General features: G+C 70.5%; 14 protein-coding genes. 9 read left to right on the top strand and 5 right to left on the bottom strand.

Annotated features, from left to right (window positions below; genetic code table 11):
- Window positions 1-408: 408 nt before the first annotated feature.
- Together CCR97_RS22080 and CCR97_RS22075 are read right to left on the bottom strand one after the other, a co-directional pair.
- The gene (locus tag CCR97_RS22080) at window positions 409-933 is read right to left on the bottom strand and encodes a hypothetical protein (protein ID WP_146618995.1); all 525 of its coding nucleotides are present in this window, start codon (window positions 931-933) and stop codon (window positions 409-411) included.
- A gap of 281 nt (window positions 934-1,214) precedes the next feature.
- Window positions 1,215-1,667, bottom strand: a complete 453-nt coding sequence (locus CCR97_RS22075) for a DNA polymerase III subunit chi (RefSeq protein ID WP_111357501.1) — start codon at window positions 1,665-1,667, stop codon at window positions 1,215-1,217.
- A 99-nt stretch (window positions 1,668-1,766) separates the two neighbouring features.
- Between CCR97_RS22075 and CCR97_RS22070 the strand changes: the two genes are divergently transcribed.
- Together CCR97_RS22070 and CCR97_RS22065 are read left to right on the top strand one after the other, a co-directional pair.
- Window positions 1,767-2,048, top strand: a complete 282-nt coding sequence (locus CCR97_RS22070; RefSeq protein WP_111357500.1) for a hypothetical protein — start codon at window positions 1,767-1,769, stop codon at window positions 2,046-2,048.
- Window positions 2,045-2,500, top strand: a complete 456-nt coding sequence (locus CCR97_RS22065; RefSeq protein ID WP_111357499.1) for a type II toxin-antitoxin system VapC family toxin — start codon at window positions 2,045-2,047, stop codon at window positions 2,498-2,500. The genes CCR97_RS22070 and CCR97_RS22065 overlap by 4 nt, the downstream gene beginning before the upstream one ends.
- Here CCR97_RS22065 and CCR97_RS22060 read toward each other — a convergent pair.
- Window positions 2,488-3,981 carry a leucyl aminopeptidase gene (locus CCR97_RS22060; RefSeq protein WP_111357498.1) on the bottom strand — a complete coding sequence of 498 codons (1,494 nt, stop codon included), beginning with the start codon at window positions 3,979-3,981 and terminating at the stop codon, window positions 2,488-2,490. The two genes, CCR97_RS22065 and CCR97_RS22060, sit on opposite strands and share 13 nt — an antisense overlap.
- A 464-nt stretch (window positions 3,982-4,445) precedes the next feature.
- Here CCR97_RS22060 and lptG point away from each other — a divergent pair, with 464 nt between their 5' ends.
- The 7 genes from lptG to CCR97_RS22025 all read left to right on the top strand — a co-directional run bounded on the left by lptG (window position 4,446) and on the right by CCR97_RS22025 (window position 12,506).
- Window positions 4,446-5,540, top strand: coding sequence for an LPS export ABC transporter permease LptG (gene lptG, locus CCR97_RS22055; RefSeq protein WP_111357497.1), 1,095 nt, complete (start codon window positions 4,446-4,448; stop codon window positions 5,538-5,540).
- On the top strand, window positions 5,540-8,020 hold the full coding sequence (locus tag CCR97_RS22050) for an LPS-assembly protein LptD (RefSeq protein ID WP_111357496.1): 2,481 nt from the start codon (window positions 5,540-5,542) through the stop codon (window positions 8,018-8,020). The genes lptG and CCR97_RS22050 overlap by 1 nt, the downstream gene beginning before the upstream one ends.
- 251 nt (window positions 8,021-8,271) lie before the next feature.
- The gene (locus CCR97_RS22045) at window positions 8,272-9,237 is read left to right on the top strand and encodes a peptidylprolyl isomerase (RefSeq protein WP_111357495.1); all 966 of its coding nucleotides are present in this window, start codon (window positions 8,272-8,274) and stop codon (window positions 9,235-9,237) included.
- Entirely contained in the window at window positions 9,234-10,283 is a 1,050-nt protein-coding gene (gene pdxA, locus CCR97_RS22040) for a 4-hydroxythreonine-4-phosphate dehydrogenase PdxA (RefSeq protein ID WP_111357494.1), read from the top strand. The genes CCR97_RS22045 and pdxA overlap by 4 nt, the downstream gene beginning before the upstream one ends.
- Window positions 10,284-10,293: 10 nt before the next feature.
- Entirely contained in the window at window positions 10,294-11,196 is a 903-nt protein-coding gene (rsmA, locus tag CCR97_RS22035) for a 16S rRNA (adenine(1518)-N(6)/adenine(1519)-N(6))-dimethyltransferase RsmA (protein WP_111357493.1), read from the top strand.
- Window positions 11,197-11,307: 111 nt separating this feature from the next.
- Window positions 11,308-11,877 carry a hypothetical protein gene (locus CCR97_RS22030; protein ID WP_111357492.1) on the top strand — a complete coding sequence of 190 codons (570 nt, stop codon included), beginning with the start codon at window positions 11,308-11,310 and terminating at the stop codon, window positions 11,875-11,877.
- A gap of 188 nt (window positions 11,878-12,065) precedes the next feature.
- Entirely contained in the window at window positions 12,066-12,506 is a 441-nt protein-coding gene (locus CCR97_RS22025) for an SPOR domain-containing protein (protein ID WP_170145851.1), read from the top strand.
- Between the two features lie 32 nt (window positions 12,507-12,538).
- Here the strand turns inward: CCR97_RS22025 and gmk are convergent, their stop codons facing one another.
- Together gmk and CCR97_RS22015 are read right to left on the bottom strand one after the other, a co-directional pair.
- Window positions 12,539-13,249, bottom strand: a complete 711-nt coding sequence (gene gmk / locus CCR97_RS22020) for a guanylate kinase (protein WP_111357490.1) — start codon at window positions 13,247-13,249, stop codon at window positions 12,539-12,541.
- Between the two features lie 4 nt (window positions 13,250-13,253).
- Window positions 13,254-14,141 carry a YicC/YloC family endoribonuclease gene (locus tag CCR97_RS22015; protein ID WP_111357489.1) on the bottom strand — a complete coding sequence of 296 codons (888 nt, stop codon included), beginning with the start codon at window positions 14,139-14,141 and terminating at the stop codon, window positions 13,254-13,256.
- Window positions 14,142-14,474: the final 333 nt, after the last annotated feature.

Genomic DNA, 14,474 nt, shown 5'->3' with positions numbered 1-14,474 from the left:
TCCCGGACGCCGACCCGCCCGTCCGGCCGCGCCGCCTCCTGGGCGGGAGTCGGAGCGCCGCCGCCGCCGACCACCAGGGCGGCCAGGACGACGGCGGCGATCGCAAGGTCGGCGCGCCGGGGACGATGGGCGGGCAAACGCGGCAGCGGTCGGGTCATGAGCGTCTCCGGTCCGGAGGCGAGAGGGCACGGACGCGAGCGAGAGGGCAGGACGCACGGAAGCAGGACGCGCGGGCATCGACACGACAGAGCAGGACGGCTCCGGCGCTCCGACAACGCCGCCCGGCTCGAAGGGACCGCCGACGTGCGCATGCGGCGCGATGCCGCCTGCCCGTCCGCGCGGCGGACGGCGCCGAAGCCGGCCGCGCTGGAGCCGTGTCGAATTCGGATGGCCGCGGCGGGCCGGCGGTCAGCTCGACGTTCGCCGGGCCGGCTTGCCGCGCGCCGGCTTCTCGGGCGCGGGCGGCTCCGGCCCCCGCTCGATCGTGGTCAGGCGGCCGTTGGTGAAGTGGTAGATGCCGGACCGCTCCGTCGTGGCATAGGTCATCACCACGGTGCGCTCGCCGCGCTGGTTGGCGCCGATCTGGGTCGAGCCCGGCGGCCCGATCACCTGGACGACCTCGCATTCGGTCATGTCGAGGCCGACGCCGCGCATGGCGGTCGCGCCCGGCTCGCCGCTCGCCGCGACCGCTGCGGCGCACATCCCCTGGGCGTCGACCAGGTCGGCGGGCGAGACTGGACGGTTGGTGTTCACGGCCGTCTTGGCGAACTCGCCGGCCGGGGTCGGCACGAGATTGCTGGCCGACGGGAGGAGCTTCACGTCCGCCACGTCGGGCATGCTCGAGCACCCCGCGAGCGCCGCGGCGACCGCGGCCGCCAGCACGACCGCGACCGCACGACCGCTCCGCCGGCGTGGCGCCGGGTCGGAGGACATGCTCGTGACCGAGCTGGACCGTGCCTGAACCAAAGCTGCCTGACGCATGGGGGCCCCCTCCCCGAACTGTCCCTCGACCTGTCCCCAGACGCCGATCACGGCGGCGCATCGGATCGCCACCGGTCCGGGCACGGCCCGGTGGCCGCCTCGTGTTTCGACTGGAAACCGCAAGGTTTCAAGCCGTTTCTCGCGTCCGAAGATGGCGCGAGAATGGCCTGGGCCACGGCCGGGTGCGGCGCGGCCGGCCGCGCCGGCGGCTCCGGGAGGATGTCGGTACCGGCTCAGCCGCGCTTCTGCCAGCGGCCGCGCTCGTCGCATTGCCAATAGGTCACCTCGAACCCCTCGGCCTTCTTCTCGCGCCAGGTGACGCGCGCCTCGGCCAGCGCCTCCTCGTCCTCGCCGTCGAACATGACCACGATACGGTCGTAGGTGGCGGCGTCGGCCGGCATCGCGGCGCGCTCGACCAGGAACCGGACATTGGCACGGTTCGGGTTGTGGTCCCGCACGGTGATCAGCACCGGATGCTCGGCCGCAAGCCCGTCGCGGTCGGTGCCGTGCGGCAGGAAGGAATCGTCCCGGTAGGTCCACAGATGCGAGTCGAGCGCCTCGACCCGCTCGTCCGAGGAGACCTGCACGACCACCCGCCAGCCGCGCTCCAGCGACTTCTCCAGGAGCGACGGCAGCACCGACTCAGGCGGCCGGCGCTGCAGATGGTAGAAGAGGAGCTCGGTCATGCGCGGGATGAAAGACCGCGGCGCCGGCAGTTTGCAAGCACGGTCTATTTCCGGATATAATCCGGAAACTTCAATCTCAACTCGCGCCGAGGCCGTACCATGCCGTCGCCCCACACCAAGGCCCTCACGGCCTATCGGCAGCGTCAAAGCCGTAAGGGCGTCGTCCGCCTCGAGCTCCAGGTCCGCCAGGAGGACGCTGCGCTCCTGCGCAACATCGCCCGGGCACTCTCGGACCCGAGTCGAGAAAACGCTGCCAGGTCCTTGTTGAATCAGGAATTCGGTGACCGCCAGAACAATGCCCTGAAGGCCCTGTTGGCGTCCGCGCCGATCGATCTCGACCTGACGCGGGACGAGGACCACGGCCGGGATGTCGAGCTGTGAGCCTGCTGATCGACACCAACGTCATCTCCGAGCTGCGCAAAGGCGCGCGCTGCCATCCCGCCGTCGCCCGCTGGTATGCCTCGGTCGACGGGGCGGACCTGCATCTCAGCGTGCTGGTGGTCGGCGAGATCCGCCGCGGCATCGAGAAGGCCCGGCGGTCCGATCCGGCCCGGGCGGAGGTGTTCGAGGCTTGGCTGGCGTCGGTGCTCGCGGGCTTCGGGACCCGAATTCTCCCGATCTATCGGGCCGTGGCGGACGCCTGGGGCCGAATGGCGGCGATCCGGTCGATCCCGGTGGTCGACGGGCTGATGGCGGCGACCGCGCTGGTGCACGACCTCACGCTGGTGACCCGCAACATAGCCGATGTCGGGGATCTCGGCGCGCGGGTGCTCGACCCGTTCGCGGCGGAGCCGGAGGCCCCGCCGCACGAGTCACAGCCTCACGGCTCGTAGAAATCCGCCACCAGACGGTCGAGCAGGCGGACGCCCCAGCCGGAGCTCCAGCTCTTGTTGATCTCGGTCTGCGGCGAGCCGAGCGCCGTGCCGGCGATGTCGAGATGCGCCCACGGGGTCTTGCCCACGTAACGCTGCAGGAACTGCGCCGCCGTCACAGAGCCACCGTAGCGGCCGCCCGTGTTCTTCATGTCGGCGAACTTCGAATCGATCAGCTTGTCGTATTCGGGCGCGAGCGGCATGCGCCACACCCGCTCGGCCGTGGCGAGCCCCGCTTTCGTCAGGTTTTCCGCGAGCTTGTCGTCGTTGGCGAAGAGCCCGGCATGCTCCTGGCCGAGCGCCACCATGATGGCGCCGGTCAGCGTCGCCAGATCCACCATGGCCCGCGGCTTGTACTTGGTGACGACGTGGTGGAGCACGTCGGCGAGCACCAGCCGGCCCTCGGCGTCGGTGTTGATGATCTCGACGGTCTGGCCCGACATGGTGGTGACGATGTCGCCGGGCCGCTGGGCGGCGCCGTCCGGCATGTTTTCCACGAGCCCGATGGCGCCGATCGCGTTGATCTTGGCCTTGCGGGCGGCGAGCGCGTGCATCAAACCGACCACGCAGGCGGCCCCCGCCATGTCGCCCTTCATGTCCTCCATGCCGGCCGCCGGCTTGATCGAGATGCCGCCGGTGTCGAAGCACACGCCCTTGCCGACGAAGGCGATCGGCTTGTCGGTCGGCTTGCCGCCGTTCCAGCGCATGATCACCACCCGGCTCTCGTGCGCCGAGCCCTGCCCGACGGCGAGGAGCGCGTTCATGCCGAGCCGCTTCATCGCCCGGACATCGAGGATCTCGATCCCCACCCGGAGCTTGCGCAGCTCCGCGGCGCGCTCCGCGAAGGCGACCGGAAACAGCACGTTGGGCGGCTCGTTCACGAGGTCGCGGGCGAGCACCACGCCGTCCGCCACCGCCTCGCGCTCGGCCCCGAATCGGCGCGCCGCGGCCGGGTCCTTGACCGCGACCGTTAGGGTGACGGCCTTCCTGGGCGCGTCGTCGTCCTTCTTCTTGGTCTTGTAGCGATCGAACGTGTAGGCGCGCAGCCGCGCACCCAGCGCGAGATCCGCCGCCGTCTCGGCGTCCATGGCGCCGGTCGCGAGTTCGGCCAGCATGGTCACCTCGGCGGCCGATCCGACCTTGCCGAAGACGGCGCCGCCGAGCTTGACCGGATCGTTCGGGGTCCAGTCCTTGGGCTTGCCGAGCCCGACCACCACCAGCCGGTCGACGGCGAGGTCCGCCGGGGCGACGATGTCGAGGGCGGCGCCGAGCTTGCCCTTGAAGTTGTCCACCGCGGCCGCCCGGGTCACCACGGCCGCCGTCTTGCCGAGAATCGCCCGGGTCTGCGGACCCATCCGAAGCCCGTCGTCGCAGAACACGACCAGTACGCCCTTGGCCGGCGGCGCGAACGTCCCGAACCTGATCCGAAATCCCTCAGACATTCCAGCTATCCTCTTGATCGAGCGGCCCCGCTTCTGTGGCATGGACGCCACGGTTCCGGCAATTCCCCCGTGACGGTAGTGACCCGTGACCGAAAGCTTGGCATAGCATTGGAGGGGCTCCCTCGGTCATTCTTGGTTAACCACCCCGAGGAGCTGTCCAGGGTGCAGGCAGGAGGACGGCCTTTTTGTCGACAGATCGGCCCGCCAATGTCGTGTATCCTGGGACCTCGCGGTCGACCGCCGGAGGGCGGACGGTCGCAGGCGTGACGGCTCGGGGGAGCCGGGGACGTGGGGGGAATGGTGACGTCGACCGGTCGCAGCGGATCATGGCCGCGCGGATGCTGCTGGGGAGCATCGACGGTCGGCTGCGCGCACCGCTCTGCCGCCCTGCACCCGCACCGTATCGGATTTGGTCAGCCCGGCGGGCCGTCGTGCCCGTCGACCGGACAGTGAGAGCGTAGCGAATGGTGGCGGGTCGCCTCTCGCGCTATTTCGGCCGGCGCTTCCTCGGCGCCTCTCTCACCGTGTTCGTCGGTGTGTTCGGGCTCGTCCTCCTGGTCGACTACATCGAGCTGATGCGGCGCAGCGCCGGCGAGGCCAACGCCTCCGCCCTGCTCGCCGCCGGCATCTCGGTGACGCGCGTGCCGCAGATCATGGAACGCATCATGCCGTTCGCCGTGCTGGTGGGCGCCATGCTGTGCTACCTCAACCTGTCGCGCCGGCTCGAGCTGGTCGTGGCGCGCTCCGCCGGCATGTCGGCTTGGCAGTTCGTCGCCCCGGCCGTGATCGCCGCGCTGCTCGTCGGGGTGATCGCGACGGCGGTTTACAACCCGATCGCCGCGACCCTGCAGGAGCAGTCCAAGCGGCTCGAGGACCGGGCCTTCAACAACGCCGCCCAGTCCGGCCTGCAGGCGACCGGCACCGGCTTCTGGGTGCGCCAGCGCAGCGTCGACGGCCAGTCGATCATCAACGCCGCGTCGAGCACCGACCAGGGCGTGCGGCTCGGTGGCGTCACCGTCTTCATGTACGACCTCGCCGGCCGGTTCGTGGAGCGGATCGAGGCGAAGGCCGCGGTTCTCGAGGAGGGCTACTGGCGGCTCGTCGAGGCGCGGCGCTATCCGGTCGACGCTCCGCCCGAGAAGCTCGCCGACCACCAGCTGAAGACCAACCTCACCCTCGCCCAGGTACGCGAGACCTTCGCGACGCCCGAGACGGTGTCGTTCTGGGACCTGCCCTTCTTCATCGAGATGGCCGACCATGCCGGCCTCGCCGCGGCCGGCTATCGCCTGCAGTACCAGAAGCTGATCTCGCGCCCGGCCCTGCTCGCCGCCATGGTGCTGGTGGCGGCCGCCTTTTCGCTGCGCTTCTTCCGCTTCGGCGGCGTCCAGAAGATGGTGCTGAGCGGCATCGTCGCGGGTTTCCTGCTCTACGTCCTCTCCAAGGTGACCGAGGACCTGAGCAAGGCCGAGCTGATGCATCCGGCGGCGGCCGCGTGGCTGCCCGTCTTCATCGGCGTCCTCACCGGCCTCGTGCCTCTCTTGTACCTGGAGGACGGTTGATGCCGGCCGTGCGTCCGACCACGACCGCCTCCTCGTCGATCGCCGCCCGGCGGCGCGCGCGGCAGCTCGCTGCGGCGTCGGCGCTCGTCGTGCTGGCCGCCGGTCTGACGCTCGACGTCACGCCAGCCTCCGCGCAGGCGACGCTCGACTTCCGCAGCCAGGTCCGCCCGACGGCGCCGAAGCCCGGTCCCAATGCCGACCCGCAGATGCTCGTCCAGGCGGGCGAGATCCAGTACGACTACACGAACGAGCGCGTGGTCGCGGCCGGCAACGTCCAGATCTACTACAAGGGCGCCTCGATCGAGGCCGACCGCGTCGTCTACGACCAGAAGACCAAGCATCTGCAGGCCGAGGGCAACGTCCGGCTGACCGAGCCGGACGGCAAGATCACCTACGGCACCCTGCTCGACCTGACCGACGACTATCGCGACGGCTTCATCGATTCGCTGCGCATCGAGACGCCCGACCAGACCCGCTTCGCGGCGGCGCGCGGGCAGCGCTCGGCCGGCAACTACACGATCTTCGAGAGCGGCGTCTACACGGCCTGCGAGCCGTGCAGGGACAATCCGAAGAAGCCGCCGCTGTGGCAGGTGAAGGCGGCGCGGATCATCCACAATCAAGCCGAGAAGATGGTCTACTTCGAGGACGCGAAGATCGAGTTCTTCGGCGTCCCGCTCGCCTACATGCCGTACTTCTCGGCACCCGATCCGACCGTGAAGCGCAAGAGCGGCTTCCTGATGCCGCTCGCCACGACCAGCACGGTCTACGGCTACGGGCTGGAGACGCCCTACTACTTCGCGCTCGCGCCGAACTACGACCTGACGGTCTCGCCCCGGGTGATGACCAAGCAGGGCCTCCTGATGCAGGGCGAGTGGCGCCACCGCCTCGAGGACGGCTACTACTCGATCCGCGCCTCTGGCATCGTTCAGGCCGACAAGGACTACTTCATCCGCGACAACGGCACGACGACGCCCGGCTTCCGCGACTTCCGCGGCAGCGTCGAGACGACCGGCCGCTTCAACCTGTCGCCGCGCTGGACCTGGGGCTTCGACGGCATCCTGGTCAGCGACGCGACCTACTTCAGCGACTACAAGATCCGCTCGCTCCAGAGCCGCATCGGCAGCGAGTTCTTCAGCAACCTGACCGAGGGCGTGTCGCAGCTGTTCCTCACCGGCCGCGGCGAGCGCAGCTATTTCGACATCCGCGCCCTGCACTTCTACGGCTTCTCCGAGCAGGACGTGCAGAACACGCTGCCGATCGTGCATCCGGTGATGGACTACAACACGGTCCTGAGCCAGATGGTGTTCGGCGGCGAGCTGAGCGCGCGGGCCAACCTGACGAGCCTGTCGCGCCAGACCGCCGAGTACAACGCGATCAGCCAGACCGCCTACAACAACAACACCTGCTCGACCTCGGCCGACACCGCCAAGACCGCCAAGGACTGCCTGCTGCGCGGCATCCCGGGCACCTATTCGCGCTTCTCGAGCGAGATCGACTGGCGGTCCCGCTACGTCGACACCTTCGGCAACGTGTTCATCCCGTTCGCCTCGGTGCGGGCCGACGCGGCCCAGATGCACATCAACTCCGATCCGAGCGTCAGCAACTTCATCCAGACCGGCGACTCGTCCGACCTGCGGGTGATGCCGACGGTCGGCCTCGAATACCGGCTGCCGCTCATCTCGGTGCATTCGTGGGGCACCCAGACGCTCGAGCCGATCGCCCAGGTGATCGCGCGCCCGAACGAGACGCGCATCGGCAAGCTGCCGAACGAGGACGCCCAGAGCCTGGTGTTCGACGACTCGAACCTGTTCCGGGTCGACAAGTTCTCCGGTTGGGACCGCGTCGAGGGCGGCGGCCGCGCCAATTACGGCCTGCAATACACCGCCCAGGTGAACCAGGCCGGCGCCGTCAACGTGCTGTTCGGCCAGTCCTACAGCCTGTTCGGGACGAACTCCTTCGCGGTCGGCGACACCGCCAACACGGGCCTCGACTCGGGCCTGGACAAGCGCGCCTCCGACTACGTCGCCCGCTTCGCCTATACGCCGAACCGGATCTTCAGCCTGATCTCGCGCTACCGCTTCGACCAGGCCGACTTCACGCTGCAGCGCCTGGAGATCGAAGGCACGATGTCGGTCGACCGCTGGAACGTGTCGCTGATGTACGGCAACTACGCGGCGCAGCCCGAACTCGGCTTCCTGGAGCGGCGCGAGGGCGTGCTCGGCAGCGGCTCCTACAAGATCGACGCCAACTGGCTGATCAACGGCGCCGCCCGCTACGACATCGAGCACAACAAGCTCAGCCAGACGCGCGTCGGCCTCGGCTACATGGACGACTGCTTCCTGATCGGGCTGAACTACATCACCGATTATCAGTACAGCGGCAACGTCACCTCCAACCACACGGTCATGCTGCAGGTCGGGCTCCGCACGATCGGCTCGACGTCGAGCTCGTCCTCGGCCTCCACGATCGGCACACAATAATTTTGCCCATTTCGCTTCCTATGGCTCGACGGTCCGTCGCCGGCGCGGGTCGCGACGTCGCTTCGGCCGGGCCGTCCCGCTGGCGCGGCCGGCCCTGACGACCGGCTTCCCGCCGCCGATCGGCCCCTGTCGCCGACCGGACCCCGTCGCGGACCGCCCCGCCCGGCCACTCCGGGATCGGCCCGGCGGTAACCGGAACGGCGGGGGTAACCGGCCGGCGGTGAACCGGCCGGCGCGAGGACGGACGGGAGATGAAACGGATTCGGATGGACGGTGCCATGGTTCGTGTGCGACGGAACTCCGCTCTCGGTGCCCTGTTCGGCGCCGCCGCGATCGTGCTGTCGATCGGTTCGGTCGTGCCCGCCGCCGCCCAGAACGTCATCGTGATGGTCAACGGGTCGCCGATCACCTCGTTCGACATCGAGCAGCGCCAGAAGTTCTCCATGCTGGTCACCCGCAAGGCGTCGACCCGCGAGGAGGTGATCGAGGAGCTGATCGACGAGCGGATCAAGATCGACGCCGCCCGCCGCTTCACCATGAACATCAGCGATTCCGACGTCGATTCCTCCTACGCCGACATGGCGCAGCGGATGCGGCTGTCGCCCGAGCAGCTCACCGCCACCTTGGCTCAGAACGGCATCCAGCCCGGAACCTTGAAGTCGCGCATCCGCGCCGACATCACCTGGCAGCAGATCGTCCGCGGCAAGTTCCAGTCGAGCTTCCAGTTCCGCGACCGCGACGTGCTCGCCGCCGCCGAGGCCAAGAACAAGGGCGACGCGCCGCTCTCCGACAAGATCGCGGCCACCGAATACGTGCTGCGGCCGATCCTGTTCGTGGTGCCGAAGGGCAGCTCCGCCGAGACGCGCCGGCGCGACGCCGAGGCGCTGCGGGCACGCTTCGAGAATTGCGACACCGGCCTGCCCTTCGCCCGCCATCTGCGCGACGTCGCGGTGCGCGAACAGATCGTCAAGACCTCGACCGACCTGCCGCCGGCGCTGCGCGAGATCCTCGACAAGACGGGCGTCGGCCGGCTGACCAATCCGGAGACCACGCCGAACGGCATCGAGATGTTCGCGGTCTGCATCAAGCGCGACACCAAGGTCGACGCGCCGTTCCTCAAGGAGGTCCGGCAGCAGATGTTCGCCGACACGTTCCAGGCCAAGTCCAAGAAGTACCTCGCCGAGCTGCGCCGCAGCGCCATGATCGAGCGGAAATGACCCGCGCCGGTCCGCCGCTCGCCCTCACGCTCGGCGAGCCGGCCGGGATCGGGCCCGACATCACGCTTCTCGCCTGGCAGCGCCGCGCCGCCGCGGCCCTGCCCGCCTTCGCCTTACTGGCGTCGCCCGACCTGATGAGGACGCGCGCGAAAGCGCTCGGGCTCGCCGTGCCGATCGAGACGGTCGGGCTGCGCGAGGCCGCCGCGGTGTTTCCCCGCGCCCTCCCCGTCGTCGACCTCGGCCTGCCCGTCGGCGCGTCGCCCGGCAGGCCCGACGCGAGCAGCGCACCGGCCGCCATCGCCGCCATCGATCGCGCCGTCGCCGCCGTCACGGCCGGCGAGGCCTCGGCCGTCGTCACCAATCCGATCGCCAAGCACGTGCTCTACGCGGCCGGCTTCCGCCAGCCGGGGCACACCGAGTACCTCGCCGAGCTCGCCGGCCGGCACGCCGGGAGGGCGTCGGACGACGCGCCGCCGCGGCCCGTGATGATGCTGTGGTCGCCGACCCTCGCCGTGGTGCCGGTCACCATCCATGTGCCGCTGGCGCGCGTGCCCGAGCTCGTGACCCGCGACCTGATCGTCGCGACCGGCCGCATCGTCGCCCGCGACCTCGTCGCGCGGTTCGGGATCGCACGGCCGCGCCTCGCCGTCGCCGGTCTCGACCCGCATGCCGGCGAGGGCGGCACCATCGGCACGGCCGATCGCGATGTCGTGGCGCCGGCCGTGGCGGCCCTGGTGGCGGCGGGGATCGCGGCGACCGGACCGCTGCCGGCCGACACCCTGTTCCACGAGGCGGCGCGTAAAAACTACGACGCGGCGCTGTGCATGTATCACGACCAGGCGCTGATCCCGATCAAGACGCTGGCCTTCCACGACGCCGTCAACGTGACGCTCGGCCTGCCCTTCGTGCGGACCTCGCCGGACCACGGCACCGCCTTCGACATCGCCGGCACCGGCACGGCCGATCCGTCGAGCCTGATCGCCGCGCTGCGGCTCGCCGCCCGGCTCGCCGGGCACGCGCCCGCGGGCGAGACCGCGGTCGCATGAGCACCTTCGGATGAGCGCCATCGACGACCTGCCGCCGCTGCGCGACGTCATCCGCCGCCACGACCTCTCCGCCAGGAAGTCGCTGGGCCAGAATTTCCTGCTCGACCTCAACCTGACCGGACGGATCGCGCGGGCGGCCGGCCCGCTCGCCGGCGTCACCGTGGTCGAGATCGGTCCCGGCCCGGGCGGCCTGACCCGAGCGCTGCTCGCCGAGGGCGCCGGCCGGGTGGTGGCGATCGAGCGCGACGCGCGCGCCGTCGCGGCGCTCGCCGAAGTCTCGGCGCGTTACCCGGGCCGCCTCGCGGTGATCGAGGGCGACGCGCTCGCGATCAACCCGGCGACGCTCGTCGCCGGCGCCGAAGCGGGCGGCGGCCCCGTCCGCATCGTCGCCAACCTGCCCTACAACATCGCGACCGTGCTGCTGATCGGCTGGCTGTCGGCCGAGCCGTGGCCGCCGTGGTTCGACCGGCTGGTGCTGATGTTCCAGCGCGAGGTCGCCGAGCGCATCGTCGCCCCGGTCGGCGGCAAGAGCTACGGCCGGCTCGCCGTGCTGGCGCAGTGGCGGTGCGAGACGAAGATGCTGTTCGACATCGCCCCGTCCGCCTTCGTGCCGCCGCCCAAGGTGACCTCGACCGTGGTGCAGCTCGTGCCGCGCCCCGCGCCCCTGCCCTGCCGGCTCGCGGCGCTCGAGCGGGTGACGGCCGCCGCCTTCGGGCAACGACGAAAAATGCTGCGGCAGGCGCTCAAGGCGCTGGCGCCCGACCCGCTGCCGCTGATCGCCGCCGCCGGGCTCGATCCGACCGCGCGGGCCGAGACCGTCCCGGTCGACGGCTTCGTGGCGCTCGCCCGGGCGCTCGACGCATCGCTGCACGCCGCGGCGGACGCTTCGGCGCTCGCCGAAAGCCCGCCTTAACCACCACCCGACGTTCCGGCCGCCGACCGCCCACCCCGCCGCCGGCGCGTGAACCGGCCGGCAAGCCGCCCGCCACTACCCTGCAGCGAAACGACGCCGCAGGAGGCGCGCGTGCCCCTGTACAGCCTGCTGCTCGGTGCCGCCGTGGCCGGCGGCCTGAGCTTCTACGTGGTCGGCCTCGCCACCGGCGCCGTGACGCTGGTCGGCTACGAGAGCGGCAATGCCGTCAGCCGTGGCGTCTTCGTCGAGAGCAGCGGGCTCGGCTCGGACTTCACCCCGATTCCCGTGTACCTGCCGGCCGGGCGTGCCGTGCGGGCCGAGTACAAGGTCGACGCCAAGATCGGCTCGCTGTGGCTGGTGATCATGCAGCCGTTCTGGTCGAGCGTCCGGGCGACCGCCTATGTGGCGGGCGAGCGCAGCGGCAGCATCGTGTTCGTCGCCCGCACGGCCGGCTGGTACAAGTTCTACGTCGACCCGACACCCGTGTTCGGCCACCGCTGCCACAAGCCGGGCACCACGATGGTCGACATCCTCACCGGCCGCGACGGCTGTCCGGGCTACGATGTCCGCTGGTCGGTCGCCTGGCATCTCGCCGACGGTCGCGAGACCGGCCCCTCCCACGTCACGGTCGAGATCGCCGGCCCGGACGAGACGGTGCCGCACGCCCGGATCGGGCCGTGAGTCAGCGCCCGAAATAGGCCGGGCTGTCGAAGATCGTCGACGAGGCCGGGACCGGTCGGCTGGCAGCCGAGCCGCTCCCGCGTCGTCCGGCTCGACGCCGGCACGTCGAACGCCGCGAACCGGGCGAACCAGCCGTTGCGGCGGGGATCGGCGCATGAGCGCCTGCCGCGACGGCCGGATCCGGCTTGATGCGCATCAACCTCCGGAGCGGAGGTCTTCATTACCGTCGCGATCGATTGCTCCAGCTCACGTGGATTGCGACCATGTCGATCTCGAAGCTCGTCACCGCGCTCCCCGTGGCACTCCTTCTCGGTGCTTTCGTCACGATGCCGGCGACCGGCGCCGACAGCGGCTGGTGGGTGGTGCTCGGCGCGATCAGGTCGCCGGACAACAGCTTCACCGATGCGACGCTGGCCGAGGCCCGCCGGCTCGAAGCGGCCGGGCGGCGCTGCGGCGTCAAGGTGTTCTGGGACTTCTCGAGCAAGTTCTCGGGATTCGTGGCCGGCTACACGGTCGTCGTGGCGGAGAACCCGTACGCGTCCCGGGAGCGCGCCGAATCCGTGGTGGCAAAGGTCAGGGGCTGCGTGCCGCAAGCCTATTTTAAGCAGGGCCGCTACGCCGGCGAGTGACTGGGCGCGCATGTCGTCCGGCCGTCCGGCGGCTACGCCGTGATGTCCTTCAAGCCGTCCAAGAGCCCGTCGACGAAGCGCTCCATGTCGGCGCCGTGGACGCGCTTGAGGCGTTCGGCCGTGAGGATCGACTGCAGCCGCTTGAAGCTCTTGTCGAGATCGCGGTTGACCAGCACGTAGTCGTATTCCGGCCAGTGGGCGATCTCTTCGGCCGCGTTCTTCAGGCGCTTGACGATGATGTCGTGCGAGTCCTCGGCGCGGCGCTCCAACCGCGCCTTCAGCTCGGCCGCCGACGGCGGCAGCACGAACACGCTGACGACGTCGTCGCGCATCGCCTCGTAGAGCTGGCGGGTGCCCTGCCAGTCGATGTCGAACAGCACGTCGCGGCCGGCCGCGAGCGCCGCCTCGACCGGCTCGCGCGGCGTGCCGTAGCAGTTGCCGTGCACCTCGGCCCATTCGAGCAGATCGCCGCTGTCGCGCATCACGTCGAACTGCCGCTTCGAGATGAAACGGTAGTGCACGCCGTCGATCTCGCTCGGCCGCCGCGGACGCGTCGTCACCGAGACCGACAGGGTGATGTGCTCCTCCTCGTCGATCAGGGTGCGGGTCAGCGTCGTCTTGCCGGCGCCCGACGGCGACGACACGACCAGCATGATGCCGCGCCGCGCGATCGCCCCGGTCGTGCCCGATGCGCTCGCCGCTGTCGTGCTCGCCGCACTGGTGCTGGTGTCCTCGGCCGGCATCGCCCTACTCCAGGTTCTGCACCTGCTCGCGGAACTGCTCGACCACGCTCTTCAGCTCGAGGCCGATATTGGTGAGCTCGAGGTCGTTCGACTTCGAGCACACCGTGTTGGCCTCGCGGTTCAGCTCCTGCGACAGGAAATCGAGACGGCGGCCGACCGCGCCGCCCTTGGCGATCATGCTCTCGGCCTGCTTGACGTGCGCCACCAGACGGTCGAGCTCCTCGCGCACGTCGGCCTTGGAGGCGATCAGGATCGCCTCCTGGTGCAGGCGGTCCGCGTCGAACCGCTCGCTGGTCTCCATGAGCGCCGCGACCTGGTCGGCGAGGCGCTGGCGGATCGCCTCGGCCTTGCGACCGGGCGCCGCCTCGGCGCGCGCCACCAGGGCCGAGATCTCGTCGAGTCGCTGGCCGAGCAGGCGGCCGAGCGCCGCGCCCTCGTGCCGGCGCATCGTGGCGAGCCCGTCGAGCGCCTGCGCGAAGCCGGCGACCAGCGCCGCCTCGGCGGCGCGGCGGTCGTCCTCGCTCTCCTCGGCTTCGGCGACCTCGACGACGCCCTTGATGGACAGGATGCCGTCGAGCCGCGGCGGCTCCGCCTCGACACGGCCGCGCAGCCCCTTGAGGGTCGCCAGCACGGCGGTCAGCACGGCCTCGTTGACCCGCACCACCGGCTGGGCGCCGGGGCGGTCGAGCGTCAGAGTGGCATAGACGGTGCCGCGGGACAGGACCTCGGCGGCACGCGCCCGCACCGGCGGCTCGACCGCGTCCCAGCCGGGCGGCAGACGCAGCCGCACGTCCAGCCCCTTGGCGTTCACCGACTTGATCTCCCAGGCGAAGGAGTACGGCCCGCTGGTGCCGTGGCTGCGGGCAAATCCGGTCATGCTGGAGAGGGCCATGGGCGTGCTCGTGTCCGCGTGCTCGGTGGCGTGTGCGCGTGTCCGCGCGCCCGTACCGGAAGAACCGCGACGGCCGCGCCGCGGCCCGCCGTCGCGACGGCATAGAAGACCGGACGAGTCCCGACAAGCCGTCCCGGTGCCGGGCTGCTGCCCGGGGTGGGTGATTCTGATTCCGCTCGTCCCCGCGCAGGCGGGGCCTCAGGGGCGAAACGGCGACACGGCAGAGAAACTCTGGATCCCCGCTTTCGCGGGGACGAGCGGAGAGTGGGGCGGCGGCCGTGGAACCCGCTCTACCGCGCCGGCGCCGGCGCGGTAGAGCGGGTTCCACGGCCG

Source organism: Rhodoplanes elegans, assembly GCF_016653355.1.
Classification (GTDB): Bacteria; Pseudomonadota; Alphaproteobacteria; order Rhizobiales; family Xanthobacteraceae; genus Rhodoplanes; species Rhodoplanes elegans.
The sequence above is the reverse complement of the archived record's forward strand: the minus strand, read 5'-3'. Positions and strand labels throughout refer to the sequence as shown.

Coding starts and splice junctions, on each gene's coding strand:
- CCR97_RS22075 (WP_111357501.1), bottom strand. CDS start 1,667: ATGACCGAGCTCCTCTTCTACCATCTGCAGCGCCGGCCGCCTGAGTCG.
- lptG (WP_111357497.1), top strand. CDS start 4,446: ATGGTGGCGGGTCGCCTCTCGCGCTATTTCGGCCGGCGCTTCCTCGGC.
- pdxA (WP_111357494.1), top strand. CDS start 9,234: ATGACCCGCGCCGGTCCGCCGCTCGCCCTCACGCTCGGCGAGCCGGCC.
- CCR97_RS22025 (WP_170145851.1), top strand. CDS start 12,066: ATGCGCATCAACCTCCGGAGCGGAGGTCTTCATTACCGTCGCGATCGA.
- CCR97_RS22050 (WP_111357496.1), top strand. CDS start 5,540: ATGCCGGCCGTGCGTCCGACCACGACCGCCTCCTCGTCGATCGCCGCC.
- gmk (WP_111357490.1), bottom strand. CDS start 13,249: ATGCCGGCCGAGGACACCAGCACCAGTGCGGCGAGCACGACAGCGGCG.
- rsmA (WP_111357493.1), top strand. CDS start 10,294: ATGAGCGCCATCGACGACCTGCCGCCGCTGCGCGACGTCATCCGCCGC.
- CCR97_RS22080 (WP_146618995.1), bottom strand. CDS start 933: ATGTCCTCCGACCCGGCGCCACGCCGGCGGAGCGGTCGTGCGGTCGCG.
- CCR97_RS22060 (WP_111357498.1), bottom strand. CDS start 3,981: ATGTCTGAGGGATTTCGGATCAGGTTCGGGACGTTCGCGCCGCCGGCC.
- CCR97_RS22045 (WP_111357495.1), top strand. CDS start 8,272: ATGAAACGGATTCGGATGGACGGTGCCATGGTTCGTGTGCGACGGAAC.
- CCR97_RS22070 (WP_111357500.1), top strand. CDS start 1,767: ATGCCGTCGCCCCACACCAAGGCCCTCACGGCCTATCGGCAGCGTCAA.
- CCR97_RS22015 (WP_111357489.1), bottom strand. CDS start 14,141: ATGGCCCTCTCCAGCATGACCGGATTTGCCCGCAGCCACGGCACCAGC.